This window comes from Vreelandella mediterranea (genome assembly GCF_970647075.1).
Genome location: NZ_OZ310198.1, coordinates 3503837 through 3523604 on the forward strand (window position 1 = coordinate 3503837; position 19768 = coordinate 3523604).

General features: G+C 61.6%; 18 protein-coding genes. 4 read left to right on the plus strand and 14 right to left on the minus strand.

All coding sequences use genetic code 11. The features are described 5' to 3' along the window. Positions 1 to 13: 13 nt before the first annotated feature. Together ACWFVE_RS16175 and ACWFVE_RS16180 are read right to left on the minus strand one after the other, a co-directional pair. A complete protein-coding gene (locus ACWFVE_RS16175; protein WP_447530284.1) occupies positions 14 to 1171 on the minus strand; it encodes an MFS transporter in 1158 nt (385 codons plus the stop codon). A 59-nt stretch (positions 1172 to 1230) separates the two neighbouring features. Further along, positions 1231 to 2271: an alpha/beta hydrolase gene (locus ACWFVE_RS16180; RefSeq protein ID WP_447530285.1), complete on the minus strand. Its 1041-nt coding sequence runs from the start codon at positions 2269 to 2271 to the stop codon at positions 1231 to 1233. Between the two features lie 193 nt (positions 2272 to 2464). Between ACWFVE_RS16180 and ACWFVE_RS16185 the strand changes: the two genes are divergently transcribed. Further along, the gene (locus tag ACWFVE_RS16185; protein WP_447530286.1) at positions 2465 to 4654 is read left to right on the plus strand and encodes a malate synthase G; all 2190 of its coding nucleotides are present in this window, start codon (positions 2465 to 2467) and stop codon (positions 4652 to 4654) included. A gap of 86 nt (positions 4655 to 4740) precedes the next feature. On the opposite strand, the gene ACWFVE_RS16190 is transcribed toward ACWFVE_RS16185, so the two are convergent. Genes ACWFVE_RS16190 through ACWFVE_RS16215 form a run of 6 tightly spaced genes read right to left on the minus strand, consistent with a single transcriptional unit; the run spans position 4741 to position 9881 of the window. Further along, positions 4741 to 5487 (minus strand): SDR family NAD(P)-dependent oxidoreductase, encoded by a 747-nt coding sequence (locus tag ACWFVE_RS16190; RefSeq protein WP_447530287.1) that lies wholly within the window; start codon positions 5485 to 5487, stop codon positions 4741 to 4743. A gap of 3 nt (positions 5488 to 5490) precedes the next feature. Next, on the minus strand, positions 5491 to 6342 hold the full coding sequence (locus tag ACWFVE_RS16195) for a fumarylacetoacetate hydrolase family protein (protein ID WP_447530288.1): 852 nt from the start codon (positions 6340 to 6342) through the stop codon (positions 5491 to 5493). Then, positions 6339 to 7337, minus strand: coding sequence for an aldo/keto reductase (locus ACWFVE_RS16200; protein ID WP_447530289.1), 999 nt, complete (start codon positions 7335 to 7337; stop codon positions 6339 to 6341). The genes ACWFVE_RS16195 and ACWFVE_RS16200 overlap by 4 nt, the downstream gene beginning before the upstream one ends. Then, a complete protein-coding gene (locus ACWFVE_RS16205; protein ID WP_447530290.1) occupies positions 7334 to 8128 on the minus strand; it encodes an amidohydrolase family protein in 795 nt (264 codons plus the stop codon). The genes ACWFVE_RS16200 and ACWFVE_RS16205 overlap by 4 nt, the downstream gene beginning before the upstream one ends. After that, positions 8128 to 8562, minus strand: a complete 435-nt coding sequence (locus ACWFVE_RS16210) for an RbsD/FucU domain-containing protein (RefSeq protein WP_447530291.1) — start codon at positions 8560 to 8562, stop codon at positions 8128 to 8130. The genes ACWFVE_RS16205 and ACWFVE_RS16210 overlap by 1 nt, the downstream gene beginning before the upstream one ends. Next, positions 8559 to 9881 carry an enolase C-terminal domain-like protein gene (locus ACWFVE_RS16215; protein WP_447530292.1) on the minus strand — a complete coding sequence of 441 codons (1323 nt, stop codon included), beginning with the start codon at positions 9879 to 9881 and terminating at the stop codon, positions 8559 to 8561. Before ACWFVE_RS16215 ends, ACWFVE_RS16210 begins: the two co-directional genes overlap by 4 nt. A 98-nt stretch (positions 9882 to 9979) precedes the next feature. Here ACWFVE_RS16215 and ACWFVE_RS16220 point away from each other — a divergent pair, with 98 nt between their 5' ends. Then, positions 9980 to 10693 (plus strand): FadR/GntR family transcriptional regulator, encoded by a 714-nt coding sequence (locus ACWFVE_RS16220; RefSeq protein ID WP_447530293.1) that lies wholly within the window; start codon positions 9980 to 9982, stop codon positions 10691 to 10693. Positions 10694 to 10709: 16 nt separating this feature from the next. On the opposite strand, the gene fucP is transcribed toward ACWFVE_RS16220, so the two are convergent. The 4 genes from fucP to ACWFVE_RS16240 all read right to left on the minus strand — a co-directional run bounded on the left by fucP (position 10710) and on the right by ACWFVE_RS16240 (position 16399). After that, the gene (fucP, locus tag ACWFVE_RS16225) at positions 10710 to 12236 is read right to left on the minus strand and encodes an L-fucose:H+ symporter permease (RefSeq protein ID WP_447530294.1); all 1527 of its coding nucleotides are present in this window, start codon (positions 12234 to 12236) and stop codon (positions 10710 to 10712) included. A gap of 471 nt (positions 12237 to 12707) precedes the next feature. After that, positions 12708 to 14891 carry an aldehyde oxidoreductase molybdenum-binding subunit PaoC gene (gene paoC, locus ACWFVE_RS16230; RefSeq protein ID WP_447530295.1) on the minus strand — a complete coding sequence of 728 codons (2184 nt, stop codon included), beginning with the start codon at positions 14889 to 14891 and terminating at the stop codon, positions 12708 to 12710. Between the two features lie 3 nt (positions 14892 to 14894). Then, on the minus strand, positions 14895 to 15845 hold the full coding sequence (locus tag ACWFVE_RS16235) for an FAD binding domain-containing protein (protein WP_447530296.1): 951 nt from the start codon (positions 15843 to 15845) through the stop codon (positions 14895 to 14897). Next, positions 15842 to 16399, minus strand: a complete 558-nt coding sequence (locus ACWFVE_RS16240; protein WP_447530297.1) for a 2Fe-2S iron-sulfur cluster-binding protein — start codon at positions 16397 to 16399, stop codon at positions 15842 to 15844. The genes ACWFVE_RS16235 and ACWFVE_RS16240 overlap by 4 nt, the downstream gene beginning before the upstream one ends. 191 nt (positions 16400 to 16590) lie before the next feature. Here ACWFVE_RS16240 and ACWFVE_RS16245 point away from each other — a divergent pair, with 191 nt between their 5' ends. After that, positions 16591 to 17565 carry an XdhC family protein gene (locus tag ACWFVE_RS16245; protein WP_447530298.1) on the plus strand — a complete coding sequence of 325 codons (975 nt, stop codon included), beginning with the start codon at positions 16591 to 16593 and terminating at the stop codon, positions 17563 to 17565. After that, positions 17555 to 18139, plus strand: a complete 585-nt coding sequence (locus ACWFVE_RS16250) for a nucleotidyltransferase family protein (RefSeq protein ID WP_447530299.1) — start codon at positions 17555 to 17557, stop codon at positions 18137 to 18139. Before ACWFVE_RS16245 ends, ACWFVE_RS16250 begins: the two co-directional genes overlap by 11 nt. A 26-nt stretch (positions 18140 to 18165) precedes the next feature. Here ACWFVE_RS16250 and ACWFVE_RS16255 read toward each other — a convergent pair whose 3' ends face one another. Together ACWFVE_RS16255 and ACWFVE_RS16260 are read right to left on the minus strand one after the other, a co-directional pair. Further along, on the minus strand, positions 18166 to 19302 hold the full coding sequence (locus ACWFVE_RS16255; protein ID WP_447530300.1) for a Gfo/Idh/MocA family protein: 1137 nt from the start codon (positions 19300 to 19302) through the stop codon (positions 18166 to 18168). 72 nt (positions 19303 to 19374) lie between these two features. Further along, positions 19375 to 19755, minus strand: coding sequence for a DUF423 domain-containing protein (locus tag ACWFVE_RS16260; protein ID WP_447530301.1), 381 nt, complete (start codon positions 19753 to 19755; stop codon positions 19375 to 19377). Positions 19756 to 19768: the final 13 nt, after the last annotated feature.

Sequence of the window (19768 nt, forward strand, 5' to 3'; positions counted from 1 at the left end):
CCGGGGAGCAGGCTTAGCGCGCGCGATGGCGGCGCAACGTCAGAGCGAACCCCAGAAGCCCGGCTATGGGCCCTGGCACTAAAAGCCAGGCCGCGTCCAGGCCGGTGCGCTCGAATAGGGCGGTGATGGCGGTAATCGACACCACGGTGATGGCAAAGCCGATAGCGTTCAAAATGGCCAGCGCCGCGCCGACGATGGCCGGCGGGCAGGCCCTGGCCGAAAGCGCCGAGAACTGCGGCGAGTCCGCCACGACCGCCGCGCCCCACACCAGCAGCAGCGCCAAAAGCGCCGCCGGGGGGAGCTGACGCCAGAATAGCGCGAACAGCACCGCGCAGAGACACGACAGCGCCAGCGCCGCCAATGCCACCGGCGCGCTGCCAAACCTTCGCGAAAGCGCCCCGCCCAGCAGACACCCCAGCGCCCCGATGCCGATCACACCGAAGGCCAAGCCCGAAATACCCAGGCCCGGGTAGGCGCCAGGCAGCACCGAGCTTGCCACCAGCAGCGGCACCAAAGTCCAGAAAGCATAGAGCTCCCACATATGGCCAAAATAGCCCCAGGCCGCCGCACGAAAGCGGGGGACCTTGAATGCCTCGATCACACGAATACGCCTGGCACCGGGCTTGGGCCGCGCGGGCAGGTGGGGCCCATCGCCCAACCAAAAAATCAACGCCGCCCCCAAAAGCGCCAGCAGGGAAGACGCGCTGATCACCACCTGCCAGGCAATCTCGGCCCCCAACTGTTTGAGGCCGTGGGGCAAGGCGGTGCCCAGCGTGAGCATGGCGACCAGCTGGGCAAGCGCCTGGCCGGTGCGCTCTGGCGCCCAGCTCACCACCAGTTTCATGCCCACCGGGTAGATCCCCGCCAGGCTCAGCCCCACCATAAAGCGCCAGAAAAGCGCGTCCCCAAGCCCCTGCGCCCCCCAGGCAAACAGCGCGTTAAAGAGTGCCCCGGCCAGCGCGCAGCCAACGAACAGGTGGCTGGCTCGAAAGCGGTCCGCCAGCCCCGTAAGCGCCAGCGAGAGCGTGCCCAGAATGAAACCGCCCTGCACTGCGCCGGTTAGCCAGCCAATATCCGTGGCGCTCACGCTCCAGACGCGCATCAGCTCATCAAAAGCACTATTGGCACTAAACCACAGGGAGGTGCCCAGCAACTGAGCGAAAGCGATCACGGCCACCGGCCTTTTGGCCAAAAAGCCCGGCGGAGAAAAGGCTCGTCGTGCCATGCGCTTTAGGGCGCCAGCGCTTTGGAAGAGGCCGCCTTCTTGCCGCGACCTCTGCGTTCGGGCTCGGCGGGAAACTCGGTATCCACCCGGTCGATGAAATCTTCAAGCTCTGAAAAAAGCGCCTGGCGAATGGTCGCGGCCTCGTTCACCAGATGGTGGCGTGCCTCGGGGTGGCGATACACCGTCGCCTCGGGCAGCTTGTCGGCCAGGATTTCGAGATTGCGCTCCCAGTCCACGGTCATGTCCTGCTCGCCTTGTAAAATCAGCGTGGGCAGCGCCAGCGGCTCGAACGCCAGCAGCCTGGGAATCCAGCGACGCATGGCCGAAATCCAGGCAACGCTGAGCCGCTCGGGCTGCAGCGGGTCCTGGTCGCGCAGAAACGCGGTGAAGGTTTCGTCGGTGGAGTTGGGGCGGTACTTGCGGGGCAGCTCTTTTACAAAGGGGCTGGCGATTAGATGCACCCAGCTGGCTTGGCTCCAGCGCCAGGGGCGCACCAACGGTGCCAGCAGGACGATACCCGCCCAGCGGGCCGCTTCGCGTTTTTCCAGGGCGTCGGTGATCAGAATGGACCCGCCGGTACTTTGACCAATGCCGACCCAAGGCGTGGGCGCCAAGCTCGCCGCCTGCAGCGTCTTTTTTAAGTGGGTAAAGCAGTGCTGATAGTCGCTGAACTCGTTGATTTCCGCGCGGGGGCCGCTGGAAAGCCCGTGACCAGGCAAATCCCACAGCACCACCAGCCAGCCCTTGTCCAGCAGGCTTTTCAGAAGGTGACGATAAAGCCCGAGGTGATCGAAATAGCCGTGCACCACGAAGATGGTGCCCTTGGGCGCAATAGGACTCCAGACCTGACACCACAAATTGAACTGCCCGGTGTCGATAAACCCGGCGTAGACCGAGGGCGTACTCTCGAAAAGGGTGTCGAGCTGGTAGTGCTTAAAGTAGCTTTTCACCGCCTGCGTCAGCGCCGTCCCCGGCGCCAGGTAGTGCAGCGCCGGGGCATCGCTTGTCTGGCGGAACACCTCTGATAAATGATCGAACTCGTGCATTACCTGTCTCCCTGAACGGCCATGTAGCCTGCTTGGCCATTGCGCGCGCTATTATCATTTAGTCGAGCACGGCGGCGCTTTAACGACTACGCTATTTACACGCCCCAGCGTTTATGGAAGTATTTTCCATAAATACTCATTGATACGGGCCGTGGCCCCTTCAACCCCACGGGCACCTTCACAGGAGAGACCCATGAGCGAGCGTATCACGCGCCACCGTCTACAGGTGGCCGCCAGCCTGGACCGTTTTATCAGCGAACACGCCCTGCCGGGCACCGGTATCGACGAAAACGCCTTCTGGTCCGGCGTCGATGCCTTGTTCTTCGATCTTACCCCGAAAAACCAGCGCCTGCTGGAAGAGCGCGAAACGCTGCAACAAGCCCTCGACGCCTGGCACAAGGAGCATCCCGGCGCGATCAACGACATGACCGCCTATAAAAGCTTCCTTAAAAAGCAGAATTACCTGGTGGACGCCCCGGCCAACGTTAACGTTACAACGGCCAACGTCGATCGTGAAGTCGCCATTCAGGCAGGCCCGCAGCTGGTCGTACCGGTCAGCAACGCCCGTTACTCGCTGAACGCCGCCAACGCCCGGTGGGGAAGCCTCTATGACGCGCTCTACGGCACCGATGCGATTTCCGAAGAGGACGGCGCCGAGAAGGGCACGAGTTTCAACCCCAAGCGCGGTGAAAAGGTCATCGCCTACGCCCGCGGCGTGCTGGACCGCGCAGCCCCCCTGGCCACCGGTTCCCACCGAGACGCGGTCAAGTATAGCCTGCGCGACGGCCACCTGGTGGTGACCCTGGAGGGCGGGCGCGAAACCGGCCTGAAAGATGCCGGCAAGCTGATCGGCTTTAACGGCGACGAAAGCGCGCCAAGCGCAGTGCTGCTCTCCAACAACGACCTGCACCTCGAGATTCAGATCGACGCGACGGATTCGATCGGCAAGACCGACCCGGCGGGGGTGAAGGATGTCGTGGTCGAAGCCGCGCTGACCACCATCATGGACTGCGAAGACTCCGTCGCCGCGGTCGACGCCGAAGATAAAGTCGGCATTTACAGCAACTGGCTGGGCCTGATGCGCGGCGATCTGGAAGAGAAGATCGAAAAAGGCGACAAGACGACCACGCGCACGCTCAACGCCGACCGCACCTGGCAAACCACCGAGGGCGGAAGCGTCACGCTTCCCGGCCGCTCGCTGATGTTCGTGCGCAACGTGGGCCACTTGATGACCACGCCGGCCATTCTGGATGAAGACGGCAATGAATTGCCCGAAGGCATTCTCGACGCCGTCATGACCTCGCTGCTCGCACTGAATGATTTGAAAAAAGACGCCGACCAGCCGCGCAACTCCCGCGCAGGCTCGGTCTACATCGTCAAGCCGAAGATGCACGGCCCCAAAGAAGTGGCCTTTGCCAACGAACTCTTCAGCCGTGTGGAAGATATCCTCGGCATGAGCCGCGACACCCTGAAAATGGGCATCATGGACGAAGAACGTCGCACCACGGTGAACCTCAAGGCGTGTATTGCCGAGGCGACATCAAGAGTGGTGTTCATCAACACCGGCTTTTTGGACCGCACCGGCGACGAAATGCACAGCGCCATGGAAGCGGGCCCGATGGTGCGCAAGGGCGACATGAAGTCTGCCGCCTGGATCACCGCTTACGAAAAGAACAACGTACAGGTGGGCCTGGCCTGTGGCCTGCGCGGCCGCGCCCAGATCGGCAAGGGCATGTGGGCCATGCCGGATCTGATGCACAACATGCTCGAGCAGAAAATCGGCCACCCGAAAGCCGGCGCCAATACGGCCTGGGTGCCCTCGCCCACCGCGGCGGTGCTCCACGCGCTGCATTACCATCAGGTGAAGGTCGCCGACGTTCAGCGTGAGCTTGAAAGCCAGGGCGAAACGGACCTGCTCGATGAGCTACTCACCGTGCCGGTCGCCGAGGACACCAACTGGTCGGATGACGAGATTCAGCAGGAGCTGGATAACAACTGCCAGGGGATTCTGGGCTACGTGGTGCGCTGGGTCGAGCACGGCGTGGGCTGCTCCAAGGTGCCGGACATTCACGATGTCGGCCTGATGGAAGACCGCGCAACGCTGCGTATCTCCAGCCAGCACATCGCCAACTGGCTGCACCATGGCATCGTCGATGAAGCCCGCGTGCAAGAAACGCTCAAGCGCATGGCCAAGGTCGTCGACGAGCAGAACGCCGGCGACGCGAGCTACACCGCCATGAGCGCCGACTTTGACGGCTCCACCGCCTTCAAGGCGGCGTCTGACCTGATCTTCAAGGGCCGCGAGCAGCCCTCCGGTTACACCGAACCGCTACTCCACGAGTGGCGCCAGGTGCATAAGAAAAAAGCGCACAAGGCGAAGTAACACTACGCCACTACCGGGTGCGCTCATTGCCAACGGCCCTCAAGGTTTTCCTTGAGGGCCTTTTTTGGGTGATACCGTTTGGGGCGTTACCTGGGCCTCAGCCTCAGAGCCTCCATCCCCCCATCGACGGGCAGACAGACCCCGATCGACGAGCGATTGCCAGGGTCGGCCAAATACACGACCGCGCGCGCCACCTCCTCGGCGCTGACCAGCCGGCCATGGGGCTGACGTGCTTCCAGCGCTCGCCGCTCGGCGGCCGGGTCATCGGCCTGCTGCAAAAGCCGCGCTACCCAAGGCGTATCGACGGTACCAGGTGCCACGCAGTTAACACGAATACCCTCCCGTACATGATCGGCGGCCATGGCCCGTGTCAATGAGAGCACCGCGCCTTTGGTCGCAGAATAGAGCGTGCGCTGCTGAAGCCCCGCCGTGGAAGCGATCGAGGCCATATTGATGACCGAGGCCGCACTCGATTTTTTCAGATACGGCAACGCCGCACGCGTCACACGCGCCATGCCAGTCACATTGATATCCCAGGCCCTGGACCACTCTTCATCCGAATTATCCGCGATACTCCCTTGCGCCCCGATACCCGCGTTATTCACCACGATATCCAGGTGCCCAAAATGCGCTACCGCCGCCTGAACCGCCGTCTCCACCGAGGCGCTGTCAGCGACATCGCACGGATGCCAAAAGTGCTCGTTTTCGGGATTCGTGACATCCAAAACGGCGACCTGGGCGCCTTCCTGCGCCAAAAGTTTGGCGATTGCCGCACCAATCCCCGAGGCGCCACCGGTCACCAGCGCGACCAGACCTTCAAAGCGTGTCTGCATGATCTACTCCTCCCAGGCGCGGTAGACCTGGCGTTGACGCCCCAATCCGTCGATCTCGACCTCGACCACATCGCCTGGCTTCAAATAGGAAAAGCGCCCCGAAACCGCCACGCCTTCGGGCGTCCCTGTGGATATCACGTCACCGGGCTCCAACTGCATATACTGGGAAAGATCGCGTACGATCTCGGCGCAGTTAAAGATCATGTCGGAGGTGCTAGAGTCCTGACGCGGCTCGCCATTGACCCAGGAGCGAAGCCTGGCATCGTTAGGGTTAAACGCGTCGGGCGTAATCACCCACGGCCCCAGAGGCATATAGCCCGGGCAGCACTTGCCCTTGCTCCACTGGCCCCCGGATAACTCCAGCTGAAACGTTCTTTCGGACAGATCGTTGGCCAGCACATAGCCGCCTATATGGCTCGCCGCTTCTTCAACCGATCCGCAATAGGCGGCTTGGCTACCGATAACGATACCCAGCTCGACCTCCCAATCGGTTTTCTCGGAATGGCGTGCAATGGTGACGGTATCGTTGGGCCCGGCGATGGTATTCGGGGTCTTGAGAAAGACGATAGGCTGTTTGGGGGGCTCGGCACCGGACTCGGCAGCATGCGCGGCGTAGTTCTGACCGATGCAGATGACGGCCGAAGCGGTAGCCACGGGCGAGGCGTAACGAACGTTTTCATCGAGGGCAACGGGGGTTAGACGGCCTTCCTGCGCCAGCTTTGCGAGCTTTTCGACACCGCCTTTGGCCCAGAAAGCCGGGCCAAAGTCACCCAGCGGCGATGCATCGTAGAGCTTGCCATCGATCTCGGCGAGCGGTACTTCGTAACCGGGTTCACCACGGCGTAACAGTTTCATACTTCCTCCTGTAGCAGGCCTTGCGCCTGTAGATCGTTCCAGAAAGCTTCGGGTATCGACGACGACGCTAGCGCAAGGTTGCCCTGCACTTGCGCGGCCGAACGCATACCCGCCATGACATTGACGACGGCCGGGTGCCGCCGTGGGAATTGCAGCGCTGCCTCGGGAAGGGACACGCCATGATCACGCGCCGATTTGGCGAGCCGGCGGGCCCGATCCAGTGCCCATTGAGGTGCCGGCCCGTACTCGTACCACGCACCAGCGGGCGGTTCTTCCCGCGCAAGCAGCCCCGAGTTGAAGACCCCGACGGCAACGACCCCAACGCCTTTCGCGTGGCAAGCGGTCATCAACCCGGCCTGCTCTTGTTCGAGCAGGGTATAGCGGCCGGCCAGCATGATCAGATCGGGATTGGCGTGGTCGACGAAACGACGCAGCATCGCAGCATCCTTTGAACCGACTCCCCAGGCCTTGATGACGCCTTCATCACGCAGCCGCTCCAGCATCGGCACGGCGCCGCCAAGCGCCTCGCTGAAACGGTCCGTTGGCTCCTCCGGGTCGTGAATCCAAAGAATGTCGACCGCCTCGAGCCCAAGACGCCCAAGCGAGGCCTCGAGACTGCGCTCGACGCCCCGAGCGGTGTAGTCGCGCACCCGGGTCAAATGATCGGGTACCCAAAAACCGTTATCGCGATCCGTTCCTTGAGGTGCGGGGTTCTTGTCCAGCAACCGGCCGACTTTGGTAGAGATCACATAGTCGTCTCGTGGCCGCCCATCCAGCGCTTTGCCTAGTCGCTTTTCGGAAAGACCTAGCCCATAGTGAGGTGCCGTATCGAAGAATCGCAGCCCGTTCTGCCAGGCCGTTTCGACAGCGCCCAGACAATCTGCCTCATCGACTTCCTTCCCCATATTCCCGAACTGCGCCGTCCCCAAGCCCAGCCGGCCAAACGCGCCGCGAAGTTTCTCCGGCAAGCGATCATCGAGTGTGTGCGTCGTCATTTGGCTGGCCTCCTTGCATAAATATGCAGCGCGTTTTTCTCTGCGATGACCGAGTGCCACTCGGCGGGTAGACGTTCGAGCACACGTAAGCACCAGTCGTCAGGGTTTTGGCTTACGGGGCGGTCGCTGCCCAGTAGGCAGCGCTGGGGTCCAAAGAGCCTTGTGGCCTCCCCCACCACGCTGGCCGTGGCCTGGGTCAATTCCAGCGAATCGCGGCACTGGGCGGGCAAACCCGAGAGTTTGCAGTGAACGTTGGGTAACGCGGCAAGGTGCGCCATATCGCGGCGCCAGTCGTTCATGGCCTGCTCATCACCGACTTCAGGCTTCCCCATGTGATCCAGCACTACCGTAAGCTCGGGCACCTGCTTGAGCAGATCGGTAAGCGCCGGCAGCTCCGCTGCCCGGACGCACGCATCGAAAGGCAGACGGTGGTCAGCGAGCAGCTTCATTCCTGCTAAAAGGTTCGGGTCATCGAAGAGGTCTCTATCCTGTAAGAGCCGGCGTATCCCCACCACGCCGGGTAGCGCCGTGATCCTTGCAAGCTCCGCGGCAACTTCTGGCGCCTCGAGCGCTACGCTCGCCACCACGCCATGGACACGGGTATCACGGGCGGCGACGTCGCTTAGCCAGTCGGCTTCCTGCCCAGGATCGTCGGCATCGGCTTCGACCAGCACGTACCGGCGGTCATTAAACTCATCGGGAACGCTGGCTTTAGCAGGCAGACCTGCATCAAACAGCCATGAGATGGGGACGCTCGATGTATCCCAGACGTGAAGATGGGTATCGATCATCAGGGCACCCCCACCGTGAGCAAGAGATTCGAATAGGGCCGCGATTCTCCGGTAGCGACGAGCAGACAGACCTGTGGCTCGCTGCAAGCCGCATAGAAATCCATCCGCTCCAAACTCGACCACCCAACGCCAGAGCCGCCGCCATGAAGGTGCCCCTCGAGCAACCCTTGAAACTCCCTGACTGCCTCGGAGGCATCGCCACTGGCGGTTTGCATGTAGGTGGCGGCCTCGATGTGAATCGTTGCCGCAATGGCTTCCAGCACCTTCGAAGCCGGCACCATTCCCTCACAAAGGTTCAGATACACTTTCACGGCCCCCGGCGAAACTCCGGTCGAGTGCGGATAGAGCGCATCGGCGATGAGCACTTTTGCGCCATGCCCGGCTTTAGCAAGGACGCAAATCAACTCCGGGTGCAAAATGGCTCCCTTTATCATTGCTTAGCCTCCGCTTGCCGCTTCGCCCACTCGCGACCTTCCGGCCAAGCCCAGTCTGCCAAGGACGCCGCCTTGATTTCCGCCGAATAGCCGGGCGCATCGGGTAGCAGGTAGGCCCCATTTTTCACATGGCAAGGGTCGACGAAGTGCTCGTGAAGATGATCGACGTACTCGGCGACCCGCCCTTCCACCGGACCCGACACCGCAATGTGATCGATCATCACCAAGTGGCTGACAAGCTCACAAAGCCCTACGCCGCCGGCATGCGGACAAACGGGCTTGGCAAACTTTTTGGCCATCAACAACACGGGGATGATTTCGTTGACACTGGCGAGGCGGCAGGAGTCGATCTGGACGAAGTCCACCGCCTCGGCTTGTAGCAGCTGCTTGAAAAGCACGCGATTCATGCCGTGTTCGCCCGTGGCAACACCGATCCCCTCCGGGCGAACGCCGTCTGCGATAGCGCGGTGGCCCAAAACGTCATCCGGGCTGGTCGGCTCTTCGATCCAAAGCAAATCATGGTGGGCAAGCTCTCTTACCCGCTGGATGGCTTTTGGAACATCCCATATCTGATTGGCGTCGATCATCAGCGATACATCGGGACCGATCGCTTTGCGCGCGATACTCAGCCGGCGCTCGTCATCAGCGGGGTCGGCGCCCACCTTGAGCTTGATGTGCCGGTAGCCCTCTCTAACGGCTTCACGACAAAGCCTTTCGAGCTTTTCATCAGAATATCCCAACCAACCCGCCGAGGTGGTATAGCACTGGGAACCCTGCTCTTTTAGCTCGGCGATCCGCTCCTGTTGATAAGGCCTTTGCTCCTCGAGCATGGCGACGGCTTCGTCGGCGGTCAGCACCTCGGAGAGATAGCTCAAGTCGAGGTTATCGACGAGCCTGGCGGGCTCCATCTCGCAAACGAATTGCCAAAGCGGGAGCCCTGCGCGGCGGGCCGCCATGTCCCATACCGCATTCATGACGGCGGCGCGGGCCAAGTGAACGACGCCTTTATCCGGCCCAAGCCAGCGAAGCTGAGAGTCAGAAGCCAGTTCGCGATAGACGTGGCCTGGACTATCGCACAGCGCGTTTGCATCGCGGCCAATGAAACGGTTAGCTAATGCCGCGATGGCGCGAAGACAGATATCGTTCCCGCGGCCTATGGTAAAAGTGAACCCACACCCATAAAGTGCGGCATCGTTCGTCACCAGCGTGAGATAAGCAGCGGAATAGTCGGCATCCTTATTGACGGCATCGGATCCGTCGCTACTATCCGACGTAGGAAAACGAAGGTCGACGAGGTCGATCGAGGTCACGGTCGCCATAGAGAAAACTCCAATTCATATGATGTATTTGACTCTAGCCTAATGCCTGGAGTCACTCCAAACCCTTTCCAACTTACCGCCGGCACTCGGATCCGTTTATGAGCAGAGATAACCCAGCAGGCGAGGCTGCACGCCGTCCCTCACAAAACGAAGTGGTCGTTCAGGGCATCCAGGACATGATCACCGCCAGGGAAATAAAACCCGGGGACCGGCTTCCCGTGGAGCCCATACTGGCCGAGCGTTTCAATGTGTCACGAAGCTCGCTTCGAGAAGGCGTAAGGGCACTCGCCGCCATGGGCATTCTCGAAACACGGCAAGGTTCGGGCACCACCGTCACGACACTCGACCCCCATTTGCTGTTGAAGCCGCTGGAGTTCTGGGCAAGCATCCAGGGCGACAAGTCCTCGCACGACCTGCATGCCGTGCGCCAGGCGCTCGAAATCGAATCCGCTGCGACCGCCGCTTCGCGCCGGACCCCGGAAGACATCGAAGCACTCCGACGCCTCATTGAAACCGCAGAACCCGCCATCAAAGCCAAGGATCACGAAGCCGCCATGACCATCGATTTGGAATTTCACCTTACGGTGGCCAAAATCTCTCGAAACCCGATCCTTATCGCCTTGCTCGAAGCACTCTCACGCCCAACACTTCGAATGAGAACCTGGCAGTCCATCTACCGAGCCGGCCGTCTCGACACCACGCACCACGAGCACCTTGCGATACTGAACGCGATTGCCGCTGGTGACCCGCTTTCCGCGCATGCGGCGATGCGTACGCACCTGGCCCAGGTAGCCATCAATCTGGAAGACTAGCTTTTAGCGCCTTCGCTCAAGCGAGATCCTCATCACTGGCCGATACGGCAACGGGATTGCGCAACGTATAAACACCGTAGGCAGCAACCACCAGGAAACAGCCGGTAACCACCAGATAACTCACCCTTGCCGACGTCATATCGATGATCCAGCCCTGTAACGGCGGAATGAGCGCACCGCCGACGATCGCCATGACCAGGCCTGCGGCACCGTATTTGGTATCCTGGCCAAGCCCTGTCAGAGCAATGCCATAAATCGTGGGAAACAGCAGCGAAATACAGGCACTCAGCAATACGAGCGCCACGGCACCGGCAATGCCGCTATTGATGACGGCGAATGTCGAAAGCGCCACGCCAAGCACACACATGAATGTCATCAACTTGCGGGGATCGATACGCCCCATTAGCCCCACCATGAGAAAACGGGAAAACAGAAAAACCAGCAGAGAGGCCTGGAGCCAGTAACCGGCGACCGTGTTACTCACCCCCAGATTCCCCGTCACGTAGTGGATCGTGAACGTCCAGATACAGGTTTGTGCGGCGACGTTGAAAAACTGAGCGATGACGCCAAACGAGTAGCGCCGATTTGCCATCAGGCGGCCCAAGCGCGTGCCGGGCAACGTCGCTACCTTGTCGGTTTTATCAGCCATCAGCCCCTCGCGCTTCGGTACGCGCACCATCGCGATCGCAACCGCGATCGCCACGTAAAGCAGCGCCAGCGTGATATAGGGCCCCATGACCGCCTGTAGCTCGGCTGACTGCATGCTCTCGAGCTCTTGCTGCGAGAGCGCCGCGCGATCTACAGCGGTAGCCGGATTGACGTGGGGCAAGATGAAAATGGCGGCCAGCAAAACACCCAGGTTGGAGCCGATGGGATTAAAAGCCTGGGCGAAGTTCAAACGGCGCGTGGCATTCGCACCAGGCCCCATCGCCATGACATAAGGGTTGGCCGACGTCTCCAGGATCGAAAGTCCTGCCGCCAAGGTAAATAGCGCCAAGAGAAAAACGGAATACATCATGACGATCGACGCGGGGAAAAACAGAAACCCACCGGTCGCGGCAAGCAAAAGCCCTATGAGCACGCCTCCCTTGTAACCAAGCTGGGAGTTGATCCAGGCCGCCGGGATCGCAAGCGCGAAATACGCCCCGTAGTAGGCGAATTGCACTAACGAAGACTGGAAGGCGCTCATCGAGAACACCGAACCAAAGACCGATACCAGCGGATCGGTCAAATTGCCCGCCAACCCCCACGCCGCAAAGCAGGCGACGATCAGCAGGAAAGGTAAGCGCATACCGCGATGAAGAAACGACTCTTTTTTCTCGTTGAGTCGTTCTGACGCCGCGGCCCTGTTGGCATGAGGTTGCATACGTAGCTCCTTATTGTATTTTTTAAATTCGTATGATGAATTTGTCTTTAAACGTAAACTAGCTAAGCCCCCTCGAGATGGCAAGTCCAGCGAGGTACGCCATTCGTCTAATTCAGCAAGACATCGGCCAGTCAGCTCTATCCAGTCACCTCTATAGAGGGCTGTCTTGGCGAGCATTTATCGGGATGGAGAAAAGGCAGCCGCTTGGTAGCACCTTCTGGAAAACGGCTATCGGTCATCAAACGGCTTAAAAGCGTCAGGACCACGACAATGACCGCCATGAGCATCGAGCCGACCGAGCCATTTTCCAGGCGCGGCATTTCACCCGCCATGTGGCGAGAAAAGAGGTGAGATAAAAGACGCGATAATGCGCCAGGAGAAAGACCAAAAGCACTTGCATGGGGGGGGAAGGTGGAGACCCGTTGGACTTTACCGATGGTGGGCTTTACGTGGCCGTTTTAGACCGGTCCGGTATCGTTGGCGGGGGGGCCAGCAGTCTAAATCTCCGTTTAGGGGGCATGACGCAATCGCCCACGCCTGGCTGAACAAGCCTGGCGTGGGCGTGGATCGAGTTACAGCTTTTGAGCAAGCGGCTACGCGCGCCCGGTGGCGCACGTCACCGCCCGCTACACTGGCGCTTAAAGTGGCTTAAGAGACAGCGGGCAATTTATCGAGCATACGATCCAGCGTCAGCGGGTAGTCGCGAAGGCGAATGCCCGTGGCGTTGTACATGGCGTTGGCCACCGCCGCGGCGCCGCCGCAAATGCCCAGCTCCCCGACCCCTTTGGCTTTCAAGGGGGCAGAGGCGCCGTCCTGGGTGTCCAGAAAGATCACGTCCTGGTCGGGAATGTCGGCGTGAACCGCGATCTCGTAACCGGCGAAATCGTGATTGGCGAAAAAGCCCCGCGCGGTATCCACGGTCAAACTCTCCGTCAGCGCCGCGCCGATCGACATGGTCATGCCGCCCAGCACCTGGCTGCGCGCGGTGATCGGGTTCAGAATACGCCCGGCATCGCACACCGAAAGCATGCGACGAAGCCGCGTTTCCCCGGTGTAGGCGTGTACCGCCACTTCGACGAAATGCGCCGCGAAGGTGCCGATTTCCAGGTCATCCTTGAAATCGCCAAAGTGCAGCGTATCTTCGCCGACGATCTCTTCGCCCGAGGCCACATCGCGCAAGGCAACGCTTTTATCATCGGTGATCACCTGGCCGTTCTCGAAGCGCGCCGATTCGACCCCCAAGCGCTTGTTGATCTCGCCTTGTAGCGCCAGGCACGCCGCGTAAACCCCGGCAGTGACACTGGCCGCGCCCATCTGGCCGCCGGAGCCCGAGGCCGTGGGGTAGGCGCTATTGCCCAGACGCACTTCCACATCGTCCATTTCCAGCCCCATGGTTTCCGCAGCGGTCTGGGCGATGATGGTGTAGGAGCCGGTGCCGATATCGGTCATATCGGTTTCGACGATCACACGGCCTTCGCTAAGGCGTATCCGCGCGCCGGAATCCAGAGTGGGGGCACCGCGGTAGGCACCCGCCACGCCCTGGCCGATCAGCCACTGCCCTTCACGCTGCCCGCCGGGGGTGGTGTTGCGCGAGGCCCAGCCGAACGCCTCGGCGCCCTTGCGCAAGCACTCCACGAAGTGGCGGTCGCTGTAGCGCTTTTCGGGCTCTTCCGGGTTGACCTGGGTGTCGTTGAGAATCCGAAACTCCACCGGATCCATACCGAGCTTCTCGGCCATTTCATCCATGGCGATCTCGAGTACCGCAAGCCCCGAGGCCTCACCGGGGGCGCGCATGTCGGCGGATTCCGGCAGGTTCATGTCGATGGCGTGATGCGCGGTGCGGCGGTTTTCGCCGGCGTAGAAACAGCGCGTCTGATTGACCGCGTCTTCGCCGCCGCCGCCGGGCAGCGTATGGGAGATCGCCGCGTGGTCGAACGCGGTAATGTGCCCATCCTTGTTGGCGGCGATGCGCAGCCGCTGCACGGTGCCGGAGCGATGGGTGGCGTTGTTGAAGATGAACGAGCGCGGTAGCGCCACTTTCACCGGCCGGCCGGTCTCTTTCGAGCCCAGAGCCGCGAGCACGGCGTCGACCCGCAGCCAAAGCTTGCCGCCGAAACCGCCGCCAATGTAAGGGCTCTCCAAACGGATGTTTTCCGGGTCCATCTCGAAGGTGGTCGCCAGCGCCTGATGGGTCCACTCGATCATCTGGTTCGAGGTCCAAAGCGTCATGTGCTTGCCATCAGTCCAGTCCGCGATGGTCGCGTGGGGCTCCATCATCGCGTGGCTTTGCGAGGCGGTGTGGTAGGTCTCGTCAAGGGTGACCTCCGCGCTATCAAAGGCCGCGTCCACATCGCCCACGTGGGAGACCACGTCGCTGTCCTGAAGGCGCTTCCAGGCATCGTCCAGATCGAACTCGCCAGGGGTTTCCTCGTACTCCACCTCGATGAGCGAGACCGCCGCACGGGCCTGCTCCAGGGTGTCGGCCACGACCACGGCAATCGCCTGATGATAGTGCTCGACGATGTCGCCGCCGAAAAGCTTGGCCACATTGCTTTCAGGGCGGGGCAGCTCCTTGATATCGAGCGTCGTGATCACCGCCGCCACCCCTTCGGCATTGCGCGCTGCCGTGGCATCCATGTGGGTGATACGCCCTTTGGCGATGCTCGACCCCATCGGATAGCCGACTAGCGGGTTCTTGGCCACGTCGTGACGCTCATAGGCGTAGGGGGCGGTGCCGGTCACCTTGAGCGGACCGTCGATGCGCTTATGCGGTTTGCCGATGAGTCGCGCCCGGTCGAACAGGTTATCGTCGGTTGGCTGATTAAAATCCATACATCACTCCTTGGCCAGCAGGGCAGCAAGCGTACGTTCGGCAAGCGTCAGCTTGTAGGCGTTTTCCTCGGTGGGGCGGGCGCCGTCCAGCAGCTTCGCCATCACCGCTTGGGCACCGTTGCCCAGCTCGGCATCAGCGTCCTCGCGACGCCAGGGCTTGGGTGCCATGCCACCAAGCGCCACGCGACCCTTGCCGTCGTCGGTTTCGATCAGCGCCACCGACACCAGGGCAAAGGCGTAAGAGGCACGGTCGCGCACCTTGTAGTAACGCTGGCGTCCACCGACCGGGGCCGGCAGTACGACGCCGGTGATGATTTCACCTGGTTCGAGCGCGTTTTCCACCTCGGGGGTGTCGCCGGGCAGCTTATAAAACTCATCGAGGGTGAGCCTGCGCGTTTGCCCTTGGGGCGTGGTGGTTTCCACCTCGGCGTCCAGCACGCGAAGCGCAACCGCCATGTCCGAAGGGTGCGTCGCGATGCAGTGATCGGAGGTCCCGATCACGCCCAGTTGGCGGGTATCGGCGCCATCGTTGAGCGCGGCGCAGCCCGTGCCTGGCTCGCGCTTGTTGCAGGGCATTGCCGTATCGTAAAAGTAGGGGCAGCGGGTGCGCTGCAATAGGTTGCCACCGGTGGAGGCTTTATTGCGCAGCTGGCTCGAGGCGCCGGCAAAAAGCGCCCGGCTCAGTACCGGGTAGTCGCGGCGGATACGCTCGTCAGCGCCCAGGGCGGTGTTACTCACCAAAGCACCGATGCGCACGCCGCCTTCGTCGGTCTCAGTGATATCGTCAAGGCCGGTGCCGGTAATATCGATTAGATGCGGCGGGACTTCGATCTCGTGCTTCATGAGATCCAAAAGGTTGGTGCCGCCGGCAATGAACTTGCTACCCGGCACTTCAAAGGCGCGCGCCGCCGCCTGGGCGGCGTCATCGATACGCTCGAAGGAGAAGGATTTCATGAGCGCTCCCCGGCTACCTGGTGAATGGCTTTGAGAATGTTGGCGTAGGCGCCGCAGCGGCAAAGATTGCCGGACATGCGCTCGCGAATCTCCTCATCGCTGATCTCGATGGGGCCCTCGAGCTCTTTCGTTACGTGGCTCGGGATACCGGCACGAATCTCTTCGAGGGTCGCTTTCGCCGAGCAAATCTGACCCGGGGTGCAGTAGCCGCACTGGAAGGCGTCGTGGTCGATGAATGCCTGCTGCATAGGGTCCATGTGCTCGACATCCCCCACGCCTTCGATGGTGGTGATCTCATCGGCCTGATGCATGACGGCCAGGGTCAAACAGGCATTCACCCGTTTGCCGTTGATATTCACCGTACACGCCCCGCACTGGCCAAGGTCGCAGCCTTTTTTGGAGCCAGTGAATTTTAGATGTTCGCGCAGGGCGTCCAGCAGCGTGGTGCGATTATCAAGCTCCAGCTCGTAGCGCTGGCCATTGATGGAAAGGGCAACTGCTGAGCGCGTTTGAGCGCCGTCAGGATGCTTCTCGGACGTTGTCGTTGAGGTCATTTTGAATTGCCTTTAATTTTTTCGTCGCTATAGCCTGGTCACGGTCATGACGCATTAAGCATAGCCGCTATTAAAGCCAACGCCTCATCGCATCCAATAACACAAATTAAAGCGCGCCAGTGGTCTACGCTAAGCAGGCAGATGAACGCGAGCCATTTAAAAGGGCCGCCCAACAAGGAATGGTTTTCTCGATGCAACACCTCGACCTCAAGGTCATCGAACGAGCGCGGGATTGGAGTGACGAGGGTCAAACGATTTGGCTCTGCACCGTACTGGACACCTTTGGCTCCTCGCCCCGGGCGCCGGGCGCCTGGCTTGTGGCGAATGCACGCGGCGAGCACGTCGGCTCGCTTTCCGGCGGCTGCGTGGAGGAGGATTTTCTCGAACGGCTCACCAAAGGCGCCTTCGACCAGCCCGTGACCACTACCCGTTATGGCGACACCGCCGATACCGACGCGCCGAACGTAACACTGCCCTGCGGCGGCGTACTCGATGTGCTGGTCGAGCGGCTTTTGCCCGCCCCAAACACCCATGAGCATTTGAGCGCGCTACTCACGGCGCTCGAAGGCCACGCGCCCTTGATGCGCGAAGTGAATACCGCAAGCGGGGCGCGCACGCTTCGCCCTGCCCCACCGACCGGGCCGCGCGTGGAAAGCGAAAATGACGTTATCCACCTGCGCGTCTCACCGGCGCACCGGCTGGTGATCGCCGGTATTTCGCCGATCACCGCGCCCTGCGCCGCCTTTGCGGTCACGTTGGGGTTCGAGGTCATCGTGTGCGATCCGGATGAGCGCGCCTGCGCGCGTTTCGAGGTACCCGGTGCCCGGGTCGAGAACGTGCTGCCGTCAATGTATATCGCCCAGGGCACCTGTCACGCCGCCACCGCCGTGGTGGCGCTGACTCACGACCCGCGCATCGACGATCTGGCGATGATGGAGGCGGTGCGCACCCAGGCGTTCTACATTGGCGTGATGGGATCAAAACGCACCTCCCAGGCGCGTTTTGAGCGCCTCGAACGCTCCGGCGGCCTGAATGAGGCCGAGCTTTCGCGCATCCACATGCCCATTGGCCTGGCGCTTGGCAGCAAAACCCCCGCCGAAATCGCCCTGGCGGTGATGGCAGATATCGTGCGCGTGCAGCACGGGAAACGCCTCGATGAGCTCTGATTCGGTGATGGCGTTGGTGATGGCGGCGGGCTACTCGAGCCGGTTCGGCGCGGCGGATAAACGTCAAGCGGTGCTGAGCGATGGCCGCTCCTTGCTGATCGCAAGCGTTGCCAACGCCCGGCGAGCATTTACGAGCCTGCGGGTGGTGGTGCGCGAAGAGGATGCGCCCCAGGGCCTTGAGGAGTGCTCGCTGATCCGCGTGCAAAGCGCCCGCCACGGGTTGGGGGCGAGTATTGGCGAGGCGTTCAGCGCGATCCTGGAGGATGCGTCCCTGTCAGACATTCAGGCCGCCGCCGTGCTGCTGGGCGATATGCCTTATATCCAAAGCCAAACCCTAACGGCGCTTATGGCAATGAGTGCACCCGACATCATCGTCTCGCCCAGCGTCGAGGACAGGCAGGGCCATCCGGTGATATTCGGTCGTGTCTTCTGGGAAGCACTTTCCAAAATCAAAGGCGGCGAAGGCGCCAGGCGGGTATTAAAGGCCCACGCGGCGCACCATCGGGTGCTGCCGGTCGATGACCCGGGGGTGGCGATGGATATCGACCGGCCAGCGGACCTGGCTGGCCCGTAACACTGCCCCCAAGGCATCGCGGGTTATCAGCCGAGCGGGGTCCAAACACCGTTTTGTCGACTGGAGGCGAGCACCGCGTCGATAAAGCGCATGCCGTCCACGCCATCCTCGATACCGGGTAGCCAAGCGGGTTGCGTCTTCGCCTTCACACCGTCGGCAAACCCCTGATAGAGATTAGCGAAACTCTCGATATAGCCTTCCGGGTGGCCGCCGGGAATGCGAATACTGCGACCCACCGTTTGGCTGACGGCGTCATCCCGGCGAGTCAGACGCTGGCTGGGGGCGTTGAGCGGCTTGAGCCACAGCTCGTTGGGGCTCTCCTGAGCCCATTGCAGGCTCGCCTTCTCGCCGACCAGGCGAATGCTCAGCTCGTTTTCAAAGCCAGGGGCGCACTGGCTGGCCCAGAGCATGCCACTGGTACCGGGCTCGAAGCGCAACAACGCCTGAACGCTGTCGTCCAGTTCCCGCCCTTCGACCGCGGTGGTCAAGGAGGCGCTCACGTCTGCCACCTTCTGACCGCTGACGAACTGCGCGAGTTGAAAGGCGTGAACACCGATATCGCCCAGACACCCCGCTGCCCCCGCCTGATCAGGGTCCATTCGCCAGGCCGCCTGGCGGTTATCCTCGCCTTGCGCCTCGCTCAGCCACTCCTGCACGTACTCCACCTGAACGTGGCGTAACTTGCCAAGCGCCCCCGTGGCGACCATTTCACGGGCGTGCTGAATCATCGGGTAACCCGCGTAGGTGTGGGCGAGCAAAAAGTGCCCTGCGCTTTGCACCGCCGCCGTTTCGAGACGTCCGGCTTGAGCTGAAGTCAGCGTCATGGGCTTTTCGCACACCACGTGAAGCCCCGCCTCAAGGCCTTTGAGTGCGGCGTCGAAGTGCAGGTGGTTGGGCGTGACGATAATCAGCACCTCGATGCCATCGTCCCGCGTCGCCTCGGTCTCGATCAGCGCGTCGACGTCTTTGTAACAGCGCGCCGGCTCGATATAGAGCGCCTTGGCGCTTGCCCGGTTGCGCTCGGCGTTCGAGGAAAACACCCCGGCAAGTAGCTCGAAGTGGTTATCCAGACGCAGCGCCAAGCGGTGCACCGCGCCGATGAACGCGCCCTGGCCGCCGCCCAGCATGGCTGCCCGCAAACGGCGGGGAGTTTGTTCGTGCATGCTTCTCTCCTCGTCAAAACTGCGTTTTATCCCATCACCCTGCGACCGGCGGCCGCTGCCTTGGCACTGGCCTCAAGGGCGCGCGATCAGCACCACCAAAAGAAGTGACAACCACCCGCCGATCAGCGCGAGCCCGCCTATGGGCGTGACCAGCCCCAGGTTCATCCCGCCAAGCGCCATGGCGTAAAGCGAGCCGGAAAAGCAGAGCGTGCCCAAAAGCCAAAGTGATAGCACCAGCCGCTGCCCGGCGCGGGCGCGTTGGCCGCGCCATACGAGCACCGCCAGCATGGCCAGCGTATGCCAAGCCTGGTAGCGTACGCCGGTTTCAACGGCATCAACCATGTCACTGCTCACTCGTTCGGCCAACCCGTGGGCGGCGTAGGCACCGAGTGCGACCATGAGCGCACCGGAAACCGCGACCCAACACCACCATCCTTTATCGGCTTGCTGCACAGTACGCTCCTTG

What these genes read in the sequence shown, in the direction of transcription:
- ACWFVE_RS16180 (WP_447530285.1), bottom strand. Translation starts at nt 2,271, where the DNA reads ATGCACGAGTTCGATCATTTATCAGAGGTGTTCCGCCAGACAAGCGAT.
- ACWFVE_RS16185 (WP_447530286.1), top strand. Translation starts at nt 2,465, where the DNA reads ATGAGCGAGCGTATCACGCGCCACCGTCTACAGGTGGCCGCCAGCCTG.
- ACWFVE_RS16190 (WP_447530287.1), bottom strand. Translation starts at nt 5,487, where the DNA reads ATGCAGACACGCTTTGAAGGTCTGGTCGCGCTGGTGACCGGTGGCGCC.
- ACWFVE_RS16195 (WP_447530288.1), bottom strand. Translation starts at nt 6,342, where the DNA reads ATGAAACTGTTACGCCGTGGTGAACCCGGTTACGAAGTACCGCTCGCC.
- ACWFVE_RS16200 (WP_447530289.1), bottom strand. Translation starts at nt 7,337, where the DNA reads ATGACGACGCACACACTCGATGATCGCTTGCCGGAGAAACTTCGCGGC.
- ACWFVE_RS16205 (WP_447530290.1), bottom strand. Translation starts at nt 8,128, where the DNA reads ATGATCGATACCCATCTTCACGTCTGGGATACATCGAGCGTCCCCATC.
- ACWFVE_RS16210 (WP_447530291.1), bottom strand. Translation starts at nt 8,562, where the DNA reads ATGATAAAGGGAGCCATTTTGCACCCGGAGTTGATTTGCGTCCTTGCT.
- ACWFVE_RS16215 (WP_447530292.1), bottom strand. Translation starts at nt 9,881, where the DNA reads ATGGCGACCGTGACCTCGATCGACCTCGTCGACCTTCGTTTTCCTACG.
- ACWFVE_RS16220 (WP_447530293.1), top strand. Translation starts at nt 9,980, where the DNA reads ATGAGCAGAGATAACCCAGCAGGCGAGGCTGCACGCCGTCCCTCACAA.
- fucP (WP_447530294.1), bottom strand. Translation starts at nt 12,236, where the DNA reads ATGCTCGCCAAGACAGCCCTCTATAGAGGTGACTGGATAGAGCTGACT.
- paoC (WP_447530295.1), bottom strand. Translation starts at nt 14,891, where the DNA reads ATGGATTTTAATCAGCCAACCGACGATAACCTGTTCGACCGGGCGCGA.
- ACWFVE_RS16235 (WP_447530296.1), bottom strand. Translation starts at nt 15,845, where the DNA reads ATGAAATCCTTCTCCTTCGAGCGTATCGATGACGCCGCCCAGGCGGCG.
- ACWFVE_RS16240 (WP_447530297.1), bottom strand. Translation starts at nt 16,399, where the DNA reads ATGACCTCAACGACAACGTCCGAGAAGCATCCTGACGGCGCTCAAACG.
- ACWFVE_RS16245 (WP_447530298.1), top strand. Translation starts at nt 16,591, where the DNA reads ATGCAACACCTCGACCTCAAGGTCATCGAACGAGCGCGGGATTGGAGT.
- ACWFVE_RS16250 (WP_447530299.1), top strand. Translation starts at nt 17,555, where the DNA reads ATGAGCTCTGATTCGGTGATGGCGTTGGTGATGGCGGCGGGCTACTCG.
- ACWFVE_RS16255 (WP_447530300.1), bottom strand. Translation starts at nt 19,302, where the DNA reads ATGCACGAACAAACTCCCCGCCGTTTGCGGGCAGCCATGCTGGGCGGC.